The sequence below is a fragment of the Kribbella albertanoniae genome (assembly GCF_004348455.1).
Lineage (GTDB): Bacteria > Actinomycetota > Actinomycetes > Propionibacteriales > Kribbellaceae > Kribbella > Kribbella albertanoniae.
Genome location: NZ_SMKA01000188.1, coordinates 1 through 18,557 on the forward strand (window position 1 = coordinate 1; position 18,557 = coordinate 18,557).

Consider the following 18,557-nt stretch of genomic DNA (forward strand, 5'->3'; position numbering starts at 1 on the left):
ACGCTCCCCATCCCGCCCACGACCAAGCCGCCGGGTGGTCCGGACTGCCCGCCGTGGGACCCGAAGTTCCCCAACTGCGGACGCCGCTGACCCGTGGTATAGCGAACCGTCACGTCCCATTAAGCTGTGCGTAACATTGCAGCGAAGGGAAATGTCGTGGGTGGTTCAGCCTTGACGGTGGAAGAGTTGACGGCGCAGCGGGACAGCGCCCAGGCGGAGTACGACGCGCTTGCCGCGAAGGGGCTGAAGCTCGACCTGACCCGTGGTAAACCGTCGCCGCGACAGCTCGATCTCGCCGACGCGATCCTCGGTGCGCTCGAGCGGCCGGTGGCTGCCGACGGGACCGACCTGCGCAACTACGGCGGGCTGAACGGGCTGCCCGAGCTGCGGGCGATCTTCGCCGCCGACCTGCAGGTGCCGGCCGACCAGCTGCTGGCCGCGGGCAACTCCAGCCTCGAGCTGATGCACGACGCGATCGTGTTCGCGCTGCTCGGCCAGGTGCCGGGCGCCGAGCGCCGCTGGGCCGACGAGGACGAGATCACCTTCCTGTGCCCGGTTCCCGGCTACGACCGGCACTTCGGGATCTGCGAGCGCTACGGGATCAAGATGGTCCCGGTCGCGCTGACCCCGGACGGCCCGGACATGGACGAGGTCGAGCGGCTGGTCGCCGGTGACGCCTCGATCAAGGGCATCTGGTGCGTGCCGAAGTACAGCAACCCGGACGGTACGACGTACTCGGCCGAGACTGTGCGCCGGCTGGCGGCGATGCCGACGGCAGCTCCGGACTTCCGGATCTTCTGGGACAACGCGTACGCCGTGCACCACCTGACCGACGAGCACGCGGAGCTGGCCGACGTACTGGCTCTTGCTGCCGAGCACGGGAACGCGGATCGCGTGTTCGTGTTCGGGTCGAGCTCGAAGATCACCTTCGCCGGGGCCGGCGTCGCGTTCTTCGGCTCCTCCCCGGCGAACCTGAAGTGGTGGGCGAGCCACACGGTCAAGCGCAGCATCGGGCCGGACAAGATCAACCAGCTGCGGCACGTGCAGTTCCTGCGCGACGCCGACGGGCTGCACGAGCACATGCGGCAGCTGGCCGGGCTGATCCGGCCGAAGTTCGAGGCGGTCGACAAGATCCTCACCGCCGAGCTCGGCGACAGCGGGTTCGCGTCCTGGAACGCACCGACCGGCGGCTACTTCATCACGCTGCGGGTGCCCGAGGGCTGCGCCGCGGACGTCGTTGCAAAGGCCAAGGCGGCCGGGATCGCGCTCACCCCGGCCGGCGCCACCCACCCGTACGGCGACGACCCGTCGGACAGCATCATCCGGATCGCGCCGACGTACCCGGAGCTCGACGAGCTGGAGACCGCGGTTGCCGGCCTGACGGTGTGTGTCCGGCTGTCAGCAACCGAGAAGCTACTGGCCTAGCTCGAAGATCAGGCAGGTGGACGTGGCGTGCGCGAGCAGCGTGCCGCGCTCGTCCACCAGCCGGGCTTCGGCCACCGCGGTACGACGGCCGCGGCTGATGATCTGACCGGTGCAACGCAGCTCGCCGGACTTCACCGTAACCGGCTTGATGAAGCGCGTGTTCAAGTCGAGTGACGTGTAGCCGGTTCCGGCGGGCAAGGTCGAGTGGACTGTGCAGCCAGCGGCGGTGTCGAGCAGCGTCGCGATCACCCCGCCGTGCACTGTGCCGAGCGGGTTGTAGTGATACTCCTGGGCCGGCATGAAGACTGTCACCTGGCCCTCCTCGACCTCGATCCCGGTCGCCCCGACCATCTGCAGGATCGGTGGTGCCGGGATCTCGCCGTCCCGCAGCGCCTGCAGCATCTCGAGTCCGGACGTGGTGCCGATCCGGGAAGCGATCACCGCCGGATCCGGCCAGCTGAAGGTGCGGGTGCGGGTGCCGTCCTGGATTTCCGTCATGCGCCGAGCCTCACAGTCCACGCTGGGTCTGTCAACGAGACTTAGGGCTCATTAAGATGCTCGTATGTACAACGCGCTGGATTGGTCGGCGGAGAACTGCCCGGTCGGCCGGACGATGGAGATCATCGGCGAGCGGTGGACGGTCGTCGTCCTGCGCGAGGTGTTCAACGGCGTCCGCCGCTTCGACGACATGCGGAGCCATACGGGCGTGCCGCGGCAGGTGCTGTCGAACCGGCTCGCCACGCTGGTCGACCACGGGATCCTGCAGCGAACGCCGTACCAGGAGCCTGGCGCGCGGCAGCGCTTCGAGTACCGGCTGACCGGCAAGGGGCGCGACCTCTACCCGATCCTGATCGCGATCCGCGACTGGGGCGACAAGTACCTGGTCGGCGACGAGGGGTCGCCGGTCGAGGTCACACACCGCGAGTGCGGTGCGCTCGTGCACACCGAGGTCCGGTGCGCGGCCGGGCATCACGTGGCTTCACCACGCGACGCCGCAGCGCGTCCCGGACCCGGCGCACACCGGAGAGATCAGCCTGCTTGAGCGGTGTTGTAGAGGTTCTGGGCGTCGGCGCCGAAGTACGGGCCGAACATCCAGGTCGGGATGAAGTTGATCTTGTAGCTGTTCACCGAGTTGACGATGCCGGCGCCGGTCGACTCGCTGAACTGCAGGAACCAGCCGCCACCACTCGAGCCGCCGGTCATGTCACACGTCATCCCGAGACCGTCGGAGATGAACGCGTTGAACACCTTGCCGCTGCAGTAGATGAGCTTGGAGCCGTCGTACGGCGCCGCTGCCGGGTAGCCGAAGGCGTACATGTTCTGGCCGCGCGCCTGGTTGAACGCGATCCCCTGCCCGCCGACCACATCGGTCAGGTTGGCGCCGTTCAGCGGGTTCACCACCGCGGCACCGACGTCGTAGTTGATGTCCTCGCTGGCCACCCACTGCGGGGTGGCGTAGGTCTTCTTCGCGGTCCACGTCCCGTACGGCGTCGCACCGGCGTTATAGGCAGGGACGAACACCCAGTTGGTGTGGAACGCACCGTCGAGCTTCACGCAGTGCCCGGCCGTGACGACCGTGCTCTTGTTGCCGCTCGTCACCGCCGTTCCACTGCAGGACGCCGTACGGCCGGTGTAGGTGAAGAACACCCGGCCCTCGGTCGCCACGATCTTGCCGCCACCGGTCCACGCGCCTCCTCCGCTCGGGAACGCGGTCGGTGAGACGGTCGACGCCTTACCTGCAGCAACCGGAGCACTGATCCGCTGCTTCGGCGTCAGAAGCTGGTCGATCGGTACGGCGGATCGCATCCGCTCCGGGGTCCAGAAATTCGTCACCGCAGACTGCTGGGCCTTGGTGGTCGCAGCCTCATGAGTGGTTGAGGGGCCGGCCGCCGTAGCGGTCGTGGCACCCGCCGTCAGGCAGGTAATGGCCAGCAGGGCGGGAAAAACAGGGCGGAATCGCATCGTGCACCTCACAGTGATTGGGCGGTCACATTAGGTGCGCGAAACAATAAGCCCTCAGGGGCGGACCAGCAACGGCTGAAACGCAGCTCGGATGTTCGCGGCCGTCGGGTCCACCGGCGTCGAAATCGTCTCGCCGACGATCGGAAGCAGACCGGAGTCGTCGGTGTAGACCGCGGGGCAGGACGGACCGTCGATCACCACCTTGGCGGCCTTCACCAGGCGGCCGGTGCGCATCGCATAGATCTTCACCGGAACCACGACCTTGCGGAACGTGCGGTAGAAAGTGAAGTCGTAGCCCTCGCGGACGTACGGACACGTCGTGATGGCCGGTCCGTCTTCCACCGCTTCGGTGCAGATCGCTACCGAGGCGTTGGTCGGCACGGTGGTCTTCCACTGGCTTGGCAACTGGCTGGTGTAGCCCTCCTGCTCGCCGAGGAAGAGCGCGCGGTTCACCCCACGACGGTACCGCGGCGCACCGCCGTACGCGGCCGGCTTGTCGCAGTACTCCCCGGCCTCGATCAGGTTGCGGATGTCGAGCAGTTGCACCTTCAGCGTCGCCACGGCCAGCGCGGCCCGCGCCTTGGGCGTGACCGCGGCCTTGGGGTATTGCCCGATCAGCTCCTGATACCGGTACGACGCCGCTCGCCACTGACCGGCCTTGGCCTCGGACTGTGCGCACGCGAACTGTGCATCGGGCACGAGACCGTCGCCGATCGCGCGCGACTTGTCCAGCACGCTCTGGTTCTGGTGACGATTCCGCAGCCAGGTAGCGAGTTTGACAGTCGGGCACGGGCCGCCCTTGGTCACTGTGCCGAGGTACTCGTCGAGCACCTTCTCCACTGTCTTGTTCTGCCCGGGCTTGGCCAGCACCGCATCGAGCTTCTGGAACTCCTCGGCGAGGATCTCGGTGTCGCCGGACCACGTGTTCTGCAACCGGGACTTGATCTGCTGCAGCTCCGCACACGCCTCGACATCACTACCGAGCCGCTCGATTCCCGGCGCGTCCGCGACCCGGTCGCCGTACCGGGCCCGCTGCTGTGCAGCCGTGACGCCCGCACAGTCCCCGGCCTCGCGAGCCTCGGCAACATCACTCTGGATACCGGCCGCCTCGACGCGGAAGAAGACGCCCGCCAGCAGCACGGGAACCGTGACACACAAGGCGATCAGCCGCTGCTCGCGTACGGATCGCGTCCCGGGCTTGCCTGCCGCTGTCCAGCCGTGCACCACGACGGCGACCCACCACACCGCCAGCGCGATCTCACACCAGAGCGCCTTCTCCACGAGCAACAACGCCACGAGCGTAGCCGCCATCAACTGCGCGGCGATCGCCAATCGCCAGCGCCGCAACAACAGGTACCCGATACCCAGCAGCGACGCGTTCCCGACGGCAGCGGCCAACCGATCATCCCTCATACCGAAAATTCTGGCCGCTCAGGTGCCGTCGGGGAGCGCCGTGGCGTCAAGCTGCCATCAGAGCCGGATCGACTTGTGGTTCATGAACTCCTCGATGCCGGCCGGGCCGAGTTCGCGGCCGATGCCGGAGCGTTTGATACCGCCGAAGGGGAGGTCGGCCTGGGAACCGCCGGCGCGATTGAAGTAGACCATTCCGGCGTCGATGCGATCCGCGACGCGACGCAGCCGGTCCGGGTCGGTACCCCAGACACTGGCGCCGAGTCCGAACGGCGTGTCGTTGGCGATCCGGACTGCCTCGTCGTCGTCGGCGGCTTTGAAGACGATCGCGACCGGGCCGAAAATCTCTTCGTAGTAAGCGTCCGTGCCGGGCGCGACGTCGGTCAGGACGGTCGCTTCCAGGTAGGCGCCGGGGCCGATCCTACGGCCGCCTGCTCGGAGGGTTGCGCCTTGTTCGACCGCTCGGGCGATTTGGCCCGCGACCTCGTCGGCGGCCGCGATCGAGGCGAGCGGCGGCAGTTTGGTCTCGGGATCGGACGGGTCGCCCGGCACGTAGTACTCGGCCACCCGCTTGGTCAGGCGGTCGACGTACTCGTCGTACAGGTCGGCGAGGACGATGATCCGCTTGGGCGCGTTGCACGACTGGCCACAGTTCCGCATCCGCGCGGTCGCGGTGGCGTTGACCGTCTCGTCCATGTCCGCGGTGTCGAGGATGATCAACGGGTCCGAACCACCGAGTTCGAGCACGGTCTTCTTCAGGTTCTTCCCGGCCTCGGCCGCGACCGAGATCCCGGCCTGCTCACTCCCGGTCAGCGAGACCCCCATGATCCGGTCGTCGGCCAGGATCGCCGGGATCTGCCGGCTCGACGCGTACGTGTTCACATACACATCTCTTGGTACGCCGGCCTCGTGCAGGATGTCCTCGATCGCCTGCGCCGACCGCGGGCAGATCGACGCGTGTTTGAGCAGGATCGTGTTCCCCAGCACCAGGTTCGGCGCCACGAACCGCGCCACCTGATAGCAAGGGAAGTTCCACGGCATGATCCCCAGCAGCGCGCCGATCGGGCCCTTGGTGATCACCGCCCGGCCGCCCTTCACCTCCAGCGGTTCGTCCGCGAGCAACGCCGGCCCGTGCTCCGCGTAGTACCGGAAGATGTCGACGACGATGCCAACCTCGCCCAGCCCTTCGTTGACCCGCTTCCCCATCTCCTGCGTCATGATCGAGGCGAGCTCCTGAGCCCGCTGTTCGAAGAGGTCCGCAGCCCGCCCCACGATCCCCGCACGCTCGGCCACCGGCCGGTCGCGCCACCCCGGATACGCCGCATGCACCCGCCCGATCGCGTCGCGAACCTCCTCCGCCGTCGAGTTCGCCACTTCCTCCACCAGCACACCCGTCGCCGGGTCGGTGACCGTGTACATAGCTCCTCCATCCCACGCCGCCAATGCCCGGCCAGACTAACCACTCGACGACATACTGTATACAGTCATCTCATTTGTTGTGGTCAGGGGTGTTGGCGAGGCATGCTCATGGCTTGCCCCTGTCCCTTGAGTGGCGCTGTCGCGCCCATCTCGTCGATCGGATGCCCGCCCGTGTCTGAGCAACGGAAGTATCGAGTCGCCCTGCGTGTGATCGCCCTGCTGGCTGCCATTTCGGCGCCGGGCCTGGCGCTTGCGTCGCCGAGTGCGACCGCTCCCCCGGACCCCGCGAATGCCTGGCAGTACCCGCATTGGCCGCAGCAGCAGCCCTGGCAGGAGTCGGGGCCGGCGCAGCGGATCGCCAGTGCGGCGCCGGAGGGTTTGCCGGGTCCGATCGATCCGCAGAACTGGGAGAACCCGGACCACATGACGTGGTCCGACTACAAGAAGCCGCCCGGGACGAACTGGGCCGACCCGAACGTCAAGGGGTCGAAGCGCACGTTCAAGGGTGCGCTGGTGCTGCTCGACTACCCGAACCAGGACTTCGTCATCACCAAGCCCAAGGGCTCGACCGTGTTCGGCAACCCGAGTGCCGAGGCGAGCGGCGTACCGCGGGAGCAGACTGCGCAGTTCTACAAGAACTTCCTGAACACGCCCGGTCAGCTGAACCGTGGGCACACACTGCACGAGTACTGGATGGAGGACTCCGCCGGCCGGTACGGCGTCGACCTCACCGCGTTCGGCCCGTACCGGATGCCAGGCAAGTCGCACGAGTACGCCATGGAGATGCAGAAGCCGAGCGACTGCCCGGCCGCGGACACCTGCACCAGAAACATCCGCACCGACGGGCGCGCCGCCTGGGTCGCGGACGAGGGCCCGGAGGTGCCGGCCGGGTTCGACTTCGTGTTCTTCCTCAGCGCCGGTCAGGACGAGTCCTCGACCTGGCAGGAGTTCGGGATGATGAAGTTCCCGACCAAGGAGGACGTCAGCGACGAGTTCGGCCCGCCGGACCCCGCGATGCCGAACTGGTCGAACACCCGGTACGTCGAGTGGACGTCCTGGGCCGCCGGTTCGACGATCTGGCCGAACGCCGGTGGCGGATCGTCGACGCAGGCCGAGAGCTCCGGGATGGGCGTCTTCGCGCACGAGTTCAGCCACATCCTCGGCATCGGTGACAACTACAACAACCCGTACGGCGTGCCGCCGCGGCGCGCGTACTCCGGGATCTGGGAGATGCTCAGCCGCGGCACCTTCAACGGCCCTGGCGGTCCGCACAGCCGGTGGATGATCCCGGCGACCGGTGGTGCCTCGATGGGCGCACAACACATGCTGCGCAACAAGATCAAGCTCGAGATGGTCGATGAGCAGAACGTCCTGCGACTGTCCCGGGAGGCGCTCGCGACCTCCGGAGTCGTGGTCGCGGACGTCACCGCACGGGCGGTCGACCCGGGGGCGAAGGGACTGTCCGGCGTCAACATCCAGCTCGGTGGTGGCGGTGACCTCGCACCGGCGTGCGACGTAGCGAAGGATCCGTTCTGCGACGGCCGCGGGTACCACAACTACACGGTCGAGGTCGTCGACCGGATGGGCACGGACTCGTTCACGCCCGACTCCGGCGTCCTGCTGGCGAAGACCAAGAACCAGGACGCGGCGCCGTTCGAATGGGTCATCGACGCCAACCCGCAGGACATCAACATGACCGACTACGTCCTGCCGGACGGCACCAAGGTCCCGATCACGATCGGCGACTACCGCCAGCTGTCCGACGCCCTCTTCCACGCCGGCACGAACTCGGGCAGCGAGTACGAGTACACCGACACCCCGAACCGCCTGCACTTCTACATCACCAACGTACGGCGGGACGCGGCCGGCGTGCTGTCGTACACGGTCGCCATCCGCTCGCTCGACGGTTCCGGGGCGCAGAAGCGCGGAGTCCGCGTGCAGCCGGCCGTCGCCGTACCGGGTCGTGCCGGTGTCCAGACCTGCAACTTCAAGCTCACCAACACCGGCAAGGCCGGCGCCACATCAGAGCACCCCGAGGACGTCGCGAAGTACCTGAAGGGTGACGTCTACCGCCTGTCCGCCAAGGTGAACGGCAAGGACTGGACAGTCGCCCTCCCCAACGCCCTCACCACAGCCGACGCCGGCCAGCAGGTCACCGTCCCCGTCCACACCAAGCCCGGCACCGCCCCGGTCGCCAAGATCACCCTGACCGCCAAGTCCGAGAGCGACCCCTCAAAAACCACCACCGCCACCTGCATAGCCATCAAGCGCTGACCGTCCTCCGCCCTGGCCCTCACGGCCGGGGCGGAGCCATGTCTGCTCAGAACAGTTTGCAACTGCTCAGCTGAGAACAGGAACGTTCATCTTCCGTCGGTTAATCGTTCAGGTTAGGGTGCCTGCGATGCAGTGCTGGTGGTTGACACTCCATCCGCCCCACCCGTCCGACAGGAGACACGCATGCCAGACATCAATCGCCGCAGGTTCCTGCAACTGGCCGGCGCCTCGGCCGGTTTCGCTGCGATGGCGAACAGCATCGGGCAGGCCGCAGCGATCCCGGCGCAGCACCGGTACGGCGATATCAACGACGTCGAGCACATCGTCGTACTGATGCAGGAGAACCGGTCGTTCGACCACTACTTCGGCACCATGAAGGGGGTTCGCGGGTTCGGTGATCCGCGGCCGGTGGTGATGCCGAACGGACGGCCGGTGTTCTACCAGCGCGACAAGGCCGGCAAGGAGGTCCCGCCGTTCCACCCGGACGCGGACGACCTCGGGCTGCAGTTCCTGACCGGCTTGCCACACAGCTGGCCGGACGGGCACGCGGCGATCAACCGCGGCAACTACGACAACTGGATCCCGGGCAAGGGCCACGTCGCCACGATGGCGTATCTGACCCGCGAGGACATGCCGTTCCACTACGCGCTCGCGGACAAGTTCACGCTCTGCGACTCGTACCACTGCTCGTTCATCGGCGCGACCGACCCGAACCGGTACTACCTGCTGAGCGGCTACACCGGGAACGACGGCACCGGCGGCGGTCCGGTTCTCGGCAACGACGAGCTTGGCTACGGCTGGACGACGTACCCGGAGCGTCTCGAGCAGGCCGGTGTCTCGTGGAAGGTGTACCAGGACATCGGCGACGGGCTGGACGCGGCGGGCAGCTGGGGCTGGATCGACGACGCCTACCGCGGCAACTACGGTGACAACTCGTTGCTCTACTTCAATAACTATCGCAACGCGAAGCCCGGCGACCCGCTCTTCGAGAAGGCCCGCACGGGGACGAACGCCAAGGCCGGTGAGGACTACTTCGGCCAGCTTCGCGCGGATGTGAAGGCCAACCGGCTCCCGAAGATCTCCTGGATCGCGGCGCCCGAGGCGTTCAGCGAGCACTCCAACTGGCCGACCAACTACGGCGCCTGGTACATCTCGCGCGTCCTCGACGCCCTCACCTCGAACCCGAAGGTCTGGAGCAAGACCGCGCTCTTCGTCACCTACGACGAGAACGACGGCTTCTTCGACCACATCGTCCCGCCGTTCCCGCCGGCCGATGCCAATCAGGGCTTGTCCACCGTCGATGTCGGCCCGGACAACTTCGCCGGCGACAAGCGGTACGGCGCCGGCCCGTACGGTCTCGGTCCCCGGGTGCCGATGATCGTGGTCTCGCCGTGGAGCACCGGCGGCTACACGTGTTCCGAGGTCTTCGACCACACCTCGGTCATCCGCTTCATGGAGAAGCGCTTCGGCGTCGAGGAGCCGAACATCTCGCCGTGGCGACGGGCGATCTGCGGTGACCTGACCTCCGCCTTCGATTTCGGTACGGCGGACAGCCGCCCGGCCCCGCTCCCCGACACCTCGGCCTACGAGCCGCCGGACAACGAGCGGCACCCGACCTACGTGCCGACGTCGCCCCCGCTGGGCGAACTCCCCGGGCAGGAACGCGGCTCCCGCCGTACCAGGCCGTTGCCCTACGCATCCATCGTCGACGGCGCCTCGGCCGGCGGCCGCTACACGCTGACGTTCTCGTCCGGTGCGCGTGCCGGTGCGCAGTTCCTCGTCACCGCGTACAACCGCACGGACGGCCCGTGGACCTACACGACCTCGGCCGGCAAGACGCTCTCCGACAGCTGGAACGCCACCGCGTACGGCGGCGTCTACGACCTGACCGTGCACAGTGCGAACGGCTTCCTCCGCGCCTTCAAGGGCAAGCCCGCCACGGCTCTGGAGGTCACCGCCCGCGACACCCACACCGGCGACGTCAAGCTCACCTTCACCACCGACGTCGCCCGCAAGGTCACCATCACCAACGCCTACGGCGGCACGCCCAGGACCCTCAGCCTCAGGCCGGGTCAGACCACTCACCTGATCACCACCACCCGCCGCTGGTACGACGTCACGGTCACGACTCCGACCGATCCGTCGTACCAACGCCGCTTCGCCGGCCACGTCGAGACCGGCCTCCCCGGCCTCAGCGACCCAGCCATCCGCACCGTCTGACTTACAGGATGGGAGCTTCCGGCGCCGGGGCAGCCTTGGCGTCGGCACGCTCCTGGTCCTCGAGTTCGTCGACGGTGATGCGGTTCGTCCAGCGCCGGTCGGGGTCGGGTTGCGGGATGGAGTCGAGGAGGAGTTTGGTGTACGGGTGGGAGGGCTCGTGCATCACCGTGGACACGGGACCGCGTTCGACGATCTCGCCCTTGGTGATCACCATGACCTCGCCACCGAGGTAGTAGACGGTGGACAGGTCGTGGGTGATGAAGAGCGTGGTCATGCCGTGCTCACGCTGGAAGTCGAGCAGGATGTCCAGGAAGTGCTTGCGGACCTGGGCATCCAGCATCGAGACCGGTTCGTCGGCGATGATGAACGACGGCCGCAGCATGTGCACCCGGGCCAGCATGATCCGCTGGCGCTGACCACCGGAGAGCTGATGCGGGTAACGCCCGAGAACGTTCTCGGGCTCGAGACGCACTGCTCTCAGGGATTCCTCGATCAGCGCCAGGCCCTTGGAACGGCTCTTGGTCAGGCCGAACTTGTTCACCGCTTTCCAGAGCACGCGATCAACGCGGTAGAACGGATTGAAGATCGCGTACGGATCCTGGAACACCGGTTGCACATCGCGCCGATAGGCGTCGTACTCGGCGCGGCTGAGTTTGAAGATGTCCTTGCCGCCGTAGAGAACGGATCCTGAGGTCGGTTTCTGGAGACCCAGAACGTTCCGGGCGATCGTGCTCTTGCCGCTGCCGCTCTGGCCGACGAGGCTGACGACCTGCGGCGGCTGGGCTGCGAGCGTGAAGCTCACGTCGTCGACCGCGGTGATGTAGCCGGCCGCGACCCCACGAGCGTGAAACCGTTGCTGGACATTGCGAAGCTCGAGTTCGGACTTCACGAGGTTCTCCTTCCGACCTGCGGAATGGACTCGATCAGCTGCCGGGTGTAGGGATCCTGTGGATCCTTGAACACCTGCCGTACGTCGCCGACCTCGACCAACCGGCCTTCGTACATCACCGCGACCCGGTCGGCCAGTTGCGCGTGCACGCCCATGTCGTGCGAGATCACCATCAGCGTGACACCGAAGTCGGTGCGCAGATCGGCGAGCGACTGCAGGATCACCCGCTGGATCGTCACGTCCATGGCGGTGGTCGGTTCGTCCGCGATCACGAGATCAGGTTCCAGCGCGACCGCGATCGCCATCAGGACGCGTTGCTTCATTCCACCGGAAAGCTCGTGCGGGTACATCCGAGCAACGCGCGGCTCGAGACCCACCTGACTCAGGAGGCGCGGGATCAGCTCACCGAGTGAGTCCTTGCGCGCCGGAGCGTGTTCCAGGATCACGTCCTTGAACTGGTCCTGAACGCGCATCACGGGATTCAGCGAACTCATGGATCCCTGCGGAAGATACGAGAGAGCGCTCCACCGCAGGACCCGGAGCTCCTCACCGTTCACCTTGAGCAGGTCCACGGGCGATCGCCCGGCCGGCCGGAACATCACCGACCCGGCCGTCACCTTGCCCGGCGGTTTCAGCAGCCGCAGCAGCGCCACGGCGAGCGTGCTCTTCCCGCTGCCCGACTCCCCCGCGATCCCCAGGATCTCGCCGCGGCGGACGGCGAGATCGAGCCCACGCACTGCCTGGACGTCGCCTCGGCTGGTCGAGTAGGTGACGTCGAGACCCTTGATCTCCAGCACCGACCCGGAGTCGCTCGCGGTCCCCTTGTGCTTGGCGGATTCTTTCACCGATTCACTCACCGGCCACTCCCCTCAGCCGTGGGTTGTAGACCTCTTCGAGCCCGATGTTCACCATGTTCAGCGCGGCGAACAGCAAGGTCAGCAAGACGATCGGGACCACGAACATCGGCCAGGCCCCCAGCGTCAGCGCACCGGTGTTGATCGCGTTGAAGATGATCTGCCCGAGGTCGATCACGCCTCCGGGACCGAGCCCGATCACCTCGAGCCCGACCAGGCCGAAGATCGCACCCAGCGCCGACGACGCGAACCCGACGCCGATGAACGGGAGCAGGTTCGGCAGCAACTCGGTCGTGATGATCTCAAGATCACGGGCCTTGCTGACCCGGGCCAGATCGACGTACGGGCGAGAGCGCAGACTCAGCACCTGCGCGCGGATCGTCTTGGCCGCGAACGGCCAGGAGAAGATCGAGATCATCACGCCGACCTGGAACAGACTCACGTTCTTGGCGTACGCAGAGAGCGCGATCAGCAGCGGGAACGTCGGGATCACCAGCAGGATCCCGGTGAACGTCGACAAGATCCCGTCGATCCAGCCACCCTTGTAGCCCGCCACGAACGCAACGATCACACCGACCACGGTCGAGATCACGCCCGCGATCGCCCCGATCTGCAGCGACACCGAGAGAGCGCTCACCACCATCGCCAGCACATCACGCCCGAACTGGTCGGTCCCGAGCAGATGATCGGGCCCGGGTACCAGCCACCGCTCGTACGCCGCCAGCTCCAGCGGATCCGTCGATCCGCCGATCCCCTTCACGATCAGCGGGCTGAACACCGCGACCAGCACCATCACCAGCAGGATCGCCAGCCCGATCGCCAGGCGCGGGCTGTTCCGGATCGTCCGTAGTACAGCTATCAGGATTCGCATCGGCATCTACTTCCAGTATTTGACCCGAGGGTCAAGTAGTGGGAGGAGGAGATCGAGCAGGAGAACCGCGGTCAGCACGGAGAAGATCGCGATATCCGTGACGCCGAGAATCGTGTTGAAGTCCAGCTGCTGGATCGCGGTCACGAGCGTCGTCCCGAGACCCGGATAGTTGAACAGCTGCTCGACCAGGACGTTGCCGTTGAAGATGAAGCCGAGCGAGATACCGAACGCGGTGACCTGCGGCAGGTAGCAGTTGCGCAACGCGTACCGGGTCAGGATCCGCCACGGCTTGAGACCCTTGGCTTCGGCGTACACGAGGTAGTCCTCGCCGAGAACGGGCACCATCAGCATCCGCGTCGACAGGATCCACCCGAAGGTCCCGATCAGCACGATCGACAACCCTGGCAGCAATCCGTACTTGAGCAGGCTGCCGATGAAGGCCAGGCTGAAGCCCGGATTGATGTTGGAGTCGTACGCCGAGCGGGCGGGTAGCCAGCCCAGCGAGTACGCGAAGATGTAGACCAGGATCAGCGCGACGAAGAAGAACGGGACGTGCGAGAGCGCGATCGACAGGTTCGTCATGATCCGCGACCCGAGCTTGCCGCGCCGCCAGCCCGCGACCGCGCCGAGCGCCAGGCCGAAGATCCAGGACAGTACGGCGGCGATCCCGAGCAGACCGATTGTCCATGGCAACGATCGCAGGATCACGTCCTGGGCCGGTGTCGGGTAGCTGATCAGCGACGGCCCGAGATCGCCGTGCAGGATCAGTTTCTTCATGTACACCAGGTACTGCGAGAGCAGGTTCCCGTCCAGGCCGAACTCGGCGCGGTACCGGGCGATGATCTCGGCCGAGGCCTGCTGGTTGTAGATGTAGTTCTGCTGCAGGCTCTGGATCAGCGTCTGGATCGGGTCACCGGGCATCAGGCGGAAGAAGAAGAACGCGATGGTGAGCGCGCCCCACAGCTCCACCAGGTACAGCCCGAACCGGCGGACGGCGTACGCCGCCAGCGGGTGCCGCGACATCCAGGCCCGCACCCCCGACGCCGGGGATGCGGATTCCTGGCTGTTGCCTGTAGCAACCGCCGGCGGGGCCTCCGCCGTCACGCCGGCCCCTTCTGCCCGGTGGGCTTGATCTTGGCCATGATGAACATGAAGTGCTGCCACCAGTTCAGCGGCACCTGGTACAGGTCCTCGTCGGTCGGCCAGCCGGTCCAGAACGCGGTGTTGAAGTACGACGGATAGCCGGTCTGGATCACCGGCAGCAGCGGCAGGTCCTGGAAGTAGATCTCCAGCGCCTGGTCGAGCAGCGGCTTCGCCTCCGGCGCGGCCGGGTCCATCGCGGCCAGCTTGCGCGACAGTTCGTCGAACTTCGGGTTCCGGTAGCGCATCTTGTTCTTGCCGGCGGCGTTCTTGCCGATCGGCTGCGCCCGGGTGCTCTCCCAGTCGGCGTACATCTGCGCGGGATCGAACGAGATCCCGGCCCAGTTCGAGTCGATGTCGTACTCACCGCGCTCGAACTTCTCACCGTGCACACTGCCGGACAGACTGCGCAGCGTCGCCGGTACGCCGACCTTCGCCAGCTCGGTCTTGAGCACGTTGGCGATCGCGTACTCACCACCGTCGACCGGGGAGGCGGTGATGATCTCGAGGTTGACCTCCTTGCCCTTGTACGCCCGCTTCCCGGCGCCGTTCTTCGGGCAGATCTCGTCGAGCAGCTCGGTGGCCTTCTGCGGGTTGAACTCGAACTTGTACTTGTTCGCGATCTCGTCGTTCTTCCACTTCTCGTTGGTCGGGTAGTCCGCCCACGGGTAGATCGCCGGCGGCACCTCGACCTGCCAGATCGACTTGCCGATCTTCTCCCGGTCCAGGCAGTAGTTGATCGCCCAGCGCATCTTCGGCTCCGAGATGACACCGCGCGACGGGTCGCAGTTCAGCCACATCACCCGCGGGTTCGGGTCGTTGAACTGGGTGGTGACCAGGTTCGGGTAGCCGGTGTTGCGCAACTGCTTGGCGTGCTGCTCGTCGATCGAGCCGACGTCGAACTCGGCCCGCTCGAAAGCCAGTGCGGCCTGGTCGGCCTGTTTCGACGTGCTCTGATAGACGACGTACTGGGGCCCGACGTCGAGTTTGCCCTTGTTCCAGTAGTTCGGATCCTTCTCCCAGACGAACATCTTCTGGTTCCGGATCGCCTGCTTGAGCTTGTACGGGCCGCTCTTGACCGGCGGGTTGTTCTTGAACTTCGTCGGATCCTGCGGCTTCCAGATGTGCTCGGGCATGATGTCGAACCCGGCGTAGATCGCGGAGATGAAGTTGTAGTGGAACCGTGGCGTCGCCTTGGTCAGTTTGATCACCGCGGTCTGCGGGTCCGGAACCTCGACGTCCTTGACGAACTCCTTCAGCTCGCCGCCGCCACCGAACAGCTCCGGACGGTCGCGCAGCAGCATCACGGTGAACTTGAAGTCGTTCGCGGTGAGCGGCTTCCCGTCGCTCCACTTCGCCGCCGGATCGAAGGTGATCGTCAGCTCGGTGTTGCCGGCGTTGTACTTGTACCCGGTGGCCAGCCAGGGAGTCAGCTCACCGGTCGCGAAACTCAGGTAGAACATCGCTTCGCGGCACATCTCGTAGCCACCGCTGCCGGGCGCGCCGTTCGGGATCAGGTTGTTGAAACTGTCGAAGACCGTGAACTCGACCTGCCCGACGATCAGCGTCTGGTCCCGTGGCGTCGGGATGTTGGCCTTGCCGATCTGGACCGACTTGGTCGCGACAGGCTTGTCGTTGGCAGGCTTGTCCGAGTACGAACCACCACCGGAACACGCGGCCAGCAGACCGGTCAGAGCCGCCGCCGCACCGCCGCCGACCAGACTGCGGCGGCTGAGCTGGTAGCGGACGACCTCGGCGACGTCTTCGTACTGCGGGCGCGGCCCTTCGTTGCTGGCGGACGCGCTGTTCCTGTCAGGGACTGTGTTCATGACGAAAGTCACCTCAGTTTCCGTTGCGTTGACCACGGCATCACCGACCGAGAGGTGCCACGGACTATAAGTAGCGTTGACAACGTTGGCAAGAGTTCGTTGCCACGTTGCAAAACTGAGGCCAAACCCGCAGATCAGTCGATATACCAACCTCTGACAACGATGTTTCGCTGTCCGTGACGACGCAACAGATCGATCCGACCGTGACGGTGACCGAAACCGGCCAATCCGAAGGTTTCGAGGACCGCCACGACTACGGCACGTCACTCCGCCCGGTCGTGGTACTCCCCGTTTGCGCGGACCGTCTCCGGCGCCAGCTCCGGACTGGGCATTGCTGTCGCCCGCTGTTTCGGGACGGAGGGCTGCTCTGCCGCACTCGTTGCCCGAGGCAAGGATTCACTCGACGCTCTCGCCGGAACCAGCATCTACGCCGGCGACCGAACAGGGCGTGCCCTCCAAAGCAGCATTGGCGGTGGACGTATGGGCAAGTTGAGTGTGCAACCAGCCCACAAACAGCCCACACATTCCCTTGTAAATAAGGGCTTCTCGGCTCGAAAAGTGTCGGTGGGGGTGTCTAAGCTTTGGGGTATGGAGATCTTGGCGATGCCCCCGGTGTACACCCAGAGCAGCAGCGAACTGCTGACGCGTCTGGACACCATTCAGGCTGCCAAGGCCCTGCTGAAGGCCGATGAGCTGCAGACCATGGGCCGGCTGGAAGAGATGGGCGCAGCCCAGGAGCTGGGTGCCCGGGACACCATCGAACTGGTCTCGGAACGCTACCGGCTCGACCGTCGCGAAGTCCGTAAAGACCTCGCGTTCACGGCCAATCTGCGCAAGTACCCGCTGGTGGCAGCCGCGATGCCTGATCCTGCCGATCCGACGCGTTCCGCGGTCGTGCGCTCTGACCTGGCCAAGATCATCGTGGGGACCCTGGAGAAGGCGCCGTCGAGTACGCCGGTTGAGACCCTGGCCGTGGCCGAGGAACAAATGGTCGACATGGCCCGCATCTCGAACCCCCGCGAACTCGCCAAGTTCGGGCAAGACGTACTGGCCAGACTGGACACCGACGGCCCCGAACCAGCCGAAGACGAAGCCGCCAGCAAGGAGTTCCTGCGGTTGCGGCAGACCGACGGCGGGGTCAAGTTCACCGGATTCCTGGCCGGTGCCAGCGGCGAACAACTCCAGACCCAGATCCACCAAGGATCCAAACCCCACAAGACCATCGACGGCGAACGCGACCCACGAACCCAGGACCAGCGACAAGCCGACGCACTGAAAGCGACCATGGACGCCGCCGCCGGCAACCCCGACCACCCCGGCGTCCCACACATCACCGTCACCATCGACTTCAACGACCTCAAAGCCGCCCTCGCCGCAGCCCCAGCCGCCCTCGGCGGCGGAACCGGTACGACGGGAGCTGGCGCGGTAGGTGAACTGGTCTTCGGCGACAACCTGTCCGCCGGTGCCGTCCGGCTCCTGGCCTGCGACGCCGCCGTCCTGCCCATCGTCTTGGGCGGTGACTCGCAGCCGTTGGACGTCGGCAGGGAGCAGCGATTCGTGAACCGGTACATTCGCCGGGCGTTGAACAAGCGGGACAAGGGTTGTGTGGTGTGTCAGGCACCGCCGTGGATGTGCCACGCCCATCACCTGACCCATTGGGCCGAAGGCGGCCCCACCAGCCTCCAAAACCTCGCGCTGCTGTGTTCCGCCCACCATCGCGCGGTCCACAACGGTCAATGGGCGATCTCGATCACCGCAGCAGGTGTCCAGGTCACCCGCCCATCCTGGGCCGACCCACCACCCGTGCCCGACCGCGCCGCACTCGCCGCTCTGATCGGCTGGGTCACGCCTGCGCCTACCCCCAGCGGCGACAGTCCCAGCACCACCAACGCCGGTGCCACCACGAGCAGTCCCAGCACGGTCGACGGGAGCAGGGTCAACGCCAGCACGGCCGATGGCAGCACCAACAGCTCCAGTACTAGCTGCTGGGGTGAAAGCACGGCCAGCGACAGCTCAGCCAACCCGCACGCCAGCACCACCACCAATGCCAACGTCAACTGCTGGGGCGAAAACACGGCCAGCGACAGCGGCAACGCCGGTGCAAGTACCCGCAGAGCCAGCACCAACCCGACCCACGAACAACCCGGCCGGCTCCCCGCCCCCAGCAGCCTCGCCGACCCAGCGCGAGCCGCCGACCGCGAAGCCTTCCGGGCTCGACTGCTCGCTCACGCGCCCAGTGATTTCGACCCCTGGGGCACCAACAC

At 66.3% G+C, this 18,557-nt stretch carries 14 protein-coding genes; 5 read left to right on the forward strand and 9 right to left on the reverse strand.

From position 1 onward, the window contains the following. Positions 1-171: 171 nt before the first annotated feature. The gene (locus E1261_RS30605; protein ID WP_238176532.1) at positions 172-1,425 is read left to right on the forward strand and encodes an aspartate aminotransferase type Ic; all 1,254 of its coding nucleotides are present in this window, start codon (positions 172-174) and stop codon (positions 1,423-1,425) included. Here E1261_RS30605 and E1261_RS30610 read toward each other — a convergent pair. Continuing rightward, positions 1,414-1,923 carry a PaaI family thioesterase gene (locus E1261_RS30610; protein ID WP_132412676.1) on the reverse strand — a complete coding sequence of 170 codons (510 nt, stop codon included), beginning with the start codon at positions 1,921-1,923 and terminating at the stop codon, positions 1,414-1,416. The genes E1261_RS30605 and E1261_RS30610 overlap by 12 nt on opposite strands. A 64-nt stretch (positions 1,924-1,987) precedes the next feature. On the opposite strand from E1261_RS30610, the gene E1261_RS30615 reads away from it, so the two are divergent. After that, on the forward strand, positions 1,988-2,467 hold the full coding sequence (locus tag E1261_RS30615; protein WP_132412678.1) for a winged helix-turn-helix transcriptional regulator: 480 nt from the start codon (positions 1,988-1,990) through the stop codon (positions 2,465-2,467). On the opposite strand, the gene E1261_RS30620 is transcribed toward E1261_RS30615, so the two are convergent. From E1261_RS30620 to E1261_RS30630, 3 genes are read right to left on the reverse strand one after another with little or no spacing between them, the layout of a single operon-like run. Then, positions 2,455-3,387 (reverse strand): trypsin-like serine peptidase, encoded by a 933-nt coding sequence (locus E1261_RS30620; protein WP_132412680.1) that lies wholly within the window; start codon positions 3,385-3,387, stop codon positions 2,455-2,457. The genes E1261_RS30615 and E1261_RS30620 overlap by 13 nt on opposite strands. Before the next feature lie 54 nt (positions 3,388-3,441). Next, on the reverse strand, positions 3,442-4,800 hold the full coding sequence (locus tag E1261_RS30625; protein WP_132412682.1) for a tetratricopeptide repeat protein: 1,359 nt from the start codon (positions 4,798-4,800) through the stop codon (positions 3,442-3,444). Between the two features lie 57 nt (positions 4,801-4,857). Then, on the reverse strand, positions 4,858-6,216 hold the full coding sequence (locus E1261_RS30630) for an NAD-dependent succinate-semialdehyde dehydrogenase (protein WP_132412684.1): 1,359 nt from the start codon (positions 6,214-6,216) through the stop codon (positions 4,858-4,860). Positions 6,217-6,387: 171 nt separating this feature from the next. Here E1261_RS30630 and E1261_RS30635 point away from each other — a divergent pair, with 171 nt between their 5' ends. Both E1261_RS30635 and E1261_RS30640 read left to right on the forward strand, forming a co-directional pair. Then, on the forward strand, positions 6,388-8,490 hold the full coding sequence (locus E1261_RS30635) for a M6 family metalloprotease domain-containing protein (RefSeq protein WP_238176533.1): 2,103 nt from the start codon (positions 6,388-6,390) through the stop codon (positions 8,488-8,490). Between the two features lie 183 nt (positions 8,491-8,673). Next, positions 8,674-10,710 (forward strand): phosphocholine-specific phospholipase C, encoded by a 2,037-nt coding sequence (locus E1261_RS30640; protein ID WP_132412686.1) that lies wholly within the window; start codon positions 8,674-8,676, stop codon positions 10,708-10,710. A gap of 1 nt (position 10,711) precedes the next feature. Here E1261_RS30640 and E1261_RS30645 read toward each other — a convergent pair whose 3' ends face one another. The 5 genes from E1261_RS30645 to E1261_RS30665 are packed head-to-tail and all read right to left on the reverse strand — an operon-like array spanning position 10,712 to position 16,293. Next, positions 10,712-11,599, reverse strand: a complete 888-nt coding sequence (locus tag E1261_RS30645) for an ABC transporter ATP-binding protein (RefSeq protein WP_132412688.1) — start codon at positions 11,597-11,599, stop codon at positions 10,712-10,714. Continuing rightward, positions 11,596-12,456: an ABC transporter ATP-binding protein gene (locus E1261_RS30650; RefSeq protein WP_238176534.1), complete on the reverse strand. Its 861-nt coding sequence runs from the start codon at positions 12,454-12,456 to the stop codon at positions 11,596-11,598. The genes E1261_RS30645 and E1261_RS30650 overlap by 4 nt, the downstream gene beginning before the upstream one ends. Further along, positions 12,449-13,330, reverse strand: coding sequence for an ABC transporter permease (locus E1261_RS30655; RefSeq protein ID WP_132412690.1), 882 nt, complete (start codon positions 13,328-13,330; stop codon positions 12,449-12,451). Before E1261_RS30655 ends, E1261_RS30650 begins: the two co-directional genes overlap by 8 nt. Continuing rightward, positions 13,331-14,428 (reverse strand): ABC transporter permease, encoded by a 1,098-nt coding sequence (locus E1261_RS30660; protein ID WP_132412692.1) that lies wholly within the window; start codon positions 14,426-14,428, stop codon positions 13,331-13,333. After that, entirely contained in the window at positions 14,425-16,293 is a 1,869-nt protein-coding gene (locus tag E1261_RS30665) for an ABC transporter substrate-binding protein (protein ID WP_132412694.1), read from the reverse strand. The genes E1261_RS30660 and E1261_RS30665 overlap by 4 nt, the downstream gene beginning before the upstream one ends. 588 nt (positions 16,294-16,881) lie before the next feature. On the opposite strand from E1261_RS30665, the gene E1261_RS30670 reads away from it, so the two are divergent. Further along, a partial coding sequence (locus E1261_RS30670) for a DUF222 domain-containing protein (RefSeq protein ID WP_165952703.1) occupies positions 16,882-18,557 on the forward strand: 1,676 nt, incomplete at its 3' end.